Below are 5197 nucleotides of genomic sequence, written 5' to 3'. Positions count from 1 at the left end.
GAACCGGCTCCAGGCCATCGAGCGAGACACCGACGTGGCCTGAGTGGTGCACAAAACCCCGTACTTGGTGGTGCACTCACACGAGTACGGGGACAGCCGATCACGTGTCCCGTGACGATCTCACCTCGGGACCACTTCGCGAGCGATACCGGCGGCCTGCTCCTTCCCACAGCGATCCGCTGCTCACCACGCTGGCCGAAGCCATGGCACATCTGGTGGCGGCAGTCGACACCAGCACGGATGAGGAAGCCTCACCGGACGCGGCGTCCAGGTGGTTCGAGTACCCGGCATACCTCTTCGACCGCCTCAGCCCAGGGGACCGCCACCGACTCGCAGACCTCTTCCGCAGCGCGGCCATGAAAGAACCGGAAGGGCCGTGGCGCGATGCACTGCTGGAGGTCCCGGACGGGTTCGACCTCAACGAAGACAAGAGCTGACCGCCGAGGCCCACCTCGCCCTGGACAGAGTCATTAAGACTCCACCGACCTCATTCGTTTGCCTTAGCCTTGCCCAATGAACTCATGAAGTCGAGGAGAGAATCCCGACCATCCGCCTCAAAGAGTGGATATTGAGGGAAGTGTAGATGGTTCGCCTCAACGCCCGGCGATCCATAAAGCGCTTCTACGTTCATTCCATGCAGCTCAAGGATTACGGTATTAATTTCTAGATCCATACACTCCGCAAGTGACACGTGATCCGGATCAGGGAAGTTATTCTTAAAGACTTTGTTGTATTTTGGCTGGAAGTAGCGAATGAGCCCCGCTTATCAATCACTCGCCGATAGACTCGGATCATATGATCCCTGTCCTCCTCGACGCTGACAGCCCCATTATCAGTGGGGTGCATTGTCGACATCGTCGCAACGTCTGTGATCGCACAGAGCGAGAGCCAGATTTCCCGATCGGGTCGCTGCTCAGAGTAGATCCTCTGCAAAGTGTCATGCTTTCGAAGCCTGTCGAAAGCCTGCCTCTCTCCGGCTTTTCCGAAGGCTTGGCCAACATAGAGCACCTCATGTGTGCGCCACGAAGGATCAACACCCAAGTGCGTCAGGAGGACATACGCACTCCCTGATATAAGATCCTCCCCGCTTTCCTCGTCCACTAGCGAAAAGTCCTCATACGGATACTCGGATACCCACGCGATAGACCCGAATCCGTCAGGTCGCTCGTACCCCATTCGGAAATCAATCGAGGTGAAGCTTCCCTCATGCTGCTTCCTTGCAACTCCAGATATCGAGCCGTTTTCGATGGTGACGCTCTCCGGCGGAATCGAGATACGAGGAAGCTGACTGACCACATAGATGTGACATGGGGGATCTCTAGGGATATCCGCCTTCTCTAGATCCCGCTGTCTGCCAAGAATCATTGGCGACACAACCAGTGTCAGCCCAATCTCAGTGCCGTATTTTCTCAAGATTCCCCCACCCCGGTTTTGACTGCTATTGGATTCTACTCGTACCTCTCGCGTCGCGTACGACCTTCGTGAGGGACCCTTGCGAGTAGATGCCCCACCCAAAGGCTAGAGCGCCCTCCCGGGCCGTCCAGGGGGCGTGGAAGGGCGCTCAACGATGACCAACGCCGACAACTGCCGACAGCTCAGCAGCAGGTCAGGGCGTTGATCGATTAGGCGGCCGCAGGTCACAGCCGCCGATGATCAGTTGTGGCTGTAGAGCAGCGGAGTACAGCCACCGCATAGACCGCAGTCGGCCGGCAGCACTCCAGGACCACGGCTGACCGGCCGAGTAGACGTCAACGACCTCCCCGCCCGCAACACATCCCTTATCTATTCGCCCAACGAGGCTCGTTTCCAGCCGCCACACGCGGGTCAAGTCGCGGAGTGCACTCAACGGTGGCACACTATTGTAGAGTTCTGCGGTAATGTGCGAATCGCGGTGGTTGGGATGAATAACTCAGCGCAGGGCGACCTGCCGGACGTTGGCATCGTGACAGCGTTGCCGAAAGAGTTTGCTGCGGCTAAAGCCATGCTTGACGATCCCCAGGACGCACCTCCCCACAGAGAAGATCATAGCGATTACGTGATCGGTAGGATTCCGCACTCCGGGGGAGGAGCTCATTCGGTGGTTCTGACGCTTCAGACAAAGCCTGCAAACAATGTTGCCTCCATCGCCGTCACGAACCTCAAGAGAAGTTTTCCAAGTGTTGATCACGTTCTGATGGTAGGAATTGCTGGTGGCGTTCCGAATCATCGCCAACCGAGTAAGCATGTCCGCCTCGGCGACATAGTAATATCGGGCGAACATGGGGTTATTCAGTACGATCACTTGAGGCTAAGCGAGGGCGTGGCTGAGCTTAAAGGGACTTCACCACTCCCTTCACCTGCATTGTTGAATAAGGTGAATCGCCTAGAGGCCGAAAGGCTCGCCGGAAAACGCCCCTGGGAGCGGCATGTAAGGCGGGGGAGGCGGTTGCTCGGGGCTTCTCGCCCGAGCCCATCTTTCGATAAGCTCTACCATTCCAGGAGGTCGAACGTCAAATTGGAGCACCCAACGGACGTTGATCGAATAACAGGGCAGCCAAAGCTGTATTACGGCCGCATCGCGTCGGCGAATATCCTTTTGAAAGACCCGCTACTACGTGACGTTTTAAGAGATCAGCTCGACGTTCGGGCTGTCGAAATGGAAGGTTCAGGTATTTCTGACGCCGCATGGGTTGGCGGAGTGGGCTATCTAGTTATTCGCGGAATCTGTGATTACTGCGATTCGCGTAAAGGTGACACGTGGCAGGCTTATGCTTCGGTCGTGGCAGCAGCCTACGCTCGAGCGCTTATCGAGGCCTTGCCGGTAAACGCCGTATCGCCCAGCAGGCCATCTGTTCACCCGCTGTCCGTCACGTAGGCCGAAGCCTGCGGTGGCCGGTCGGCAGGCCACGCCCTGTTGGGGCGAGCAATGTGACCGTGCTGCTCTGAACCCCTCCACCGAGATCGCGGCCGTCAGTCGGGGCCACCGATAGCCGATCCATGGAGCCTCGGATCAGACAGCAGCTTGTGGACTATCCGCGGACGAGTGATCGCTACCCGAACGGTAAGAAGCCTGTGACCTGCGCACATGCCTGGGACCGAAAGGCCCTCCGGAGCCGTGTGCGCAGGTTCGAATCCTGCCGGGGGCACCCAGCATGAGGTGCCCAAAGACCCCGTCACCAGCGGAAACGCTGAGGCCGGGGTCTTCGCGTATGTGCAGGCAGACGCCGCCGAAAGCAGCTCCACGACAGTGATCACGTAATGCCGACGTAATGATCTTGGGCTGCTTCTCTGCAGGTCAGCGACCCGTTTCGTGGACGTCAACGCTACTCGTCGACACAGATCGGGAGCTACCCGTCATGCCGCCCGGACATATGTGGTGTCCTGACTCGCATGGATGGTGCCGTCTCGGCTCTCGTTGCAGTTCTGGGCACACTGTTGGGCTCTGCGGTGGCCTACCTGTTTCAGCGCAAATCAGCTGAGCGGACCGAGAGCTTTACTCATCGGCAGCAACTCCGTGCGGAGCGAATGGCCGTCTACAGCGACTTCGCTGGAGCAGTGACGGAATACCGCCGTAGCCAGTACGACCGCTGGCACCGCAAGAACGAAGATCAGGACAGTTCAGCTGCCGCAGAGGCCCGCCTGGAGTCGTACCGGCTCAAGGGCGTCGCCCAGCATGAGCTGTTCCGCGTCCGTCTCATAGCCAGCTCCCCCGTTGTGGTCGAAGCCGCAAGCAACGCCTTCGAGACGGCCTCCCGGCTGCACAATGCGTCGAGCAAGACAGAGCTTCGAGGCAACGGCAATGGGGCGAAGGAAATCTTGGAACACTTCATCAGCTTGGCCTCGAACGACGTCCGAGCGGCGGTTGCGGGAGAAGAAGCAGCGCTCCGACACGAACCGGGGGCGGTCAGGCCGAGACTGGTCCTGACCGCCGGGGCCTCAGGCGCCGCAGAGGCCGTTGCACGAGTCGAGCCACAGGTCCCCGCAGCCGCTCGAACTGCAGACGCAGGGGCCGTAACAGGTGGCGTCCGAGCAGCCCGTGATGGCCTCGCAGTTGGTGTCGCAGTCGGGACCGGTCGCTTCGCACCACCAGGCGGCACCGGAGGGGGCCAGGGTGCCTCCGGCCGCCCGGGAGGACATCTGCGAAGACACCTGCGAGAACAACTGCGGGGCCGTCCGCGCGGACTCGTGCGGCAACTCCCGCGGGCCGAGCGTGCCCAGCAGCGCCCGCGCCTCCTGCGCGCCGAACAGGGAGACGGCCGTGGCCGCCAGCGCTCGCAGGGCCCTGAGGTCCCGGTTCTTGCCGGTCGTGATGACGCGCGGTGCCAGCTGGGCGGCGTCGTCGATGACGGCGACCTGGGCGGGCGACAGTCCCGGGTGGGCCTTGCGGTAGTCCTCGAAGTGCTTGGCCCACAGGGCGGTGCGCACGGCCGGGGGAGACACGGCGAAGATCGCCCTGCGGTAGGGCATCGGGTAGGACACGAAGTCCTCGTAGGCGGTGGGCAGCCGGGCGCTGTTGGCCCGCACCCACCTCGCCGCCCCGCCGTCGCTGCCGTTGCCGGAACGTTTGGCCGCCATCGCCGGAGCCGCGAGCCCGCCGGACAGGACGAACGCCCCGAGGCCCAGCAGCGGCACCGCCTTGAGCAGCTTCCGCCGACCGGGGTGCCGCACGACGTCGGCGTGGTTGAGGGCGCGGACCACGCGCACGGAGTCGGCCACTCCGAGCAGCCGCACCAGGTGCAGGGACAGCGCCGGCCCGGTCCACGCCCGGACGGCGTCGCCGTCCACCGCGAGCAGTGTCGGCGCCCACGGGGCCGCCTTGCCGAGAGCGCGCTGCCGCAGCTCGTGGATCCGCGGTTCCGCGAGGCCCGCGGTCGTCAGCTTGCCGTTCGCACAGGCACGCACCCGGTCCACCACGTCGGTGCACGACCGGCAGCCCGCGTCGAACGCGAGGATCCAGCTTGTCATCACGGTTCTCCCATCCGCTGGGCGAAGAAGACGTCTTGCCCAGGCTGGACAGCCGGATGGAGCCGGGCAACACCTTTCGATCGTGCTCGAACCCTTTGCCGGATACTTGCCTGTTCGTGGAGCGGCCTTTGTCACAGATGAGCGCGTCCCAGTGCCTTAGCTTGAAATTAAAGGTTTCCCCTCGGTCCTCCGGGTCGATGGGTGTCCTTTTTATGCCGGTGTTTGCCGACGGGGTGGCGGGGTGCGGCGCTGC

General features: G+C 62.0%; 3 protein-coding genes and 1 pseudogene. 3 read left to right on the top strand and 1 reads right to left on the bottom strand.

The annotated features are described in order from the left end of the window. Positions 1-203 precede the first annotated feature (203 nt). The 3 genes and pseudogenes from ABZZ74_RS52450 to ABZZ74_RS52440 form a co-directional block, all read left to right on the top strand. The gene (locus tag ABZZ74_RS52450) at positions 204-437 is read left to right on the top strand and encodes a hypothetical protein (RefSeq protein ID WP_356951200.1); all 234 of its coding nucleotides are present in this window, start codon (positions 204-206) and stop codon (positions 435-437) included. Between the two features lie 1463 nt (positions 438-1900). After that, positions 1901-2854 carry a hypothetical protein gene (locus ABZZ74_RS52445; protein ID WP_356951199.1) on the top strand — a complete coding sequence of 318 codons (954 nt, stop codon included), beginning with the start codon at positions 1901-1903 and terminating at the stop codon, positions 2852-2854. A gap of 963 nt (positions 2855-3817) precedes the next feature. Continuing rightward, positions 3818-3904: pseudogene (locus ABZZ74_RS52440) on the top strand (aminoacyl-tRNA hydrolase); the annotation flags it as partial. Between the two features lie 11 nt (positions 3905-3915). Here the strand turns inward: ABZZ74_RS52440 and ABZZ74_RS52435 are convergent. Continuing rightward, positions 3916-4944, bottom strand: a complete 1029-nt coding sequence (locus ABZZ74_RS52435) for a bacteriocin fulvocin C-related protein (RefSeq protein ID WP_356951198.1) — start codon at positions 4942-4944, stop codon at positions 3916-3918. Between the last annotated feature and the right edge of the window lie 253 nt (positions 4945-5197).

The organism is Streptomyces sp. NPDC006476, from assembly GCF_040612015.1.
Classification (GTDB): domain Bacteria; phylum Actinomycetota; class Actinomycetes; order Streptomycetales; family Streptomycetaceae; genus Streptomyces; species Streptomyces griseorubiginosus_B.
The sequence above is the reverse complement of the archived record's forward strand: the minus strand, read 5'-3'. Positions and strand labels throughout refer to the sequence as shown.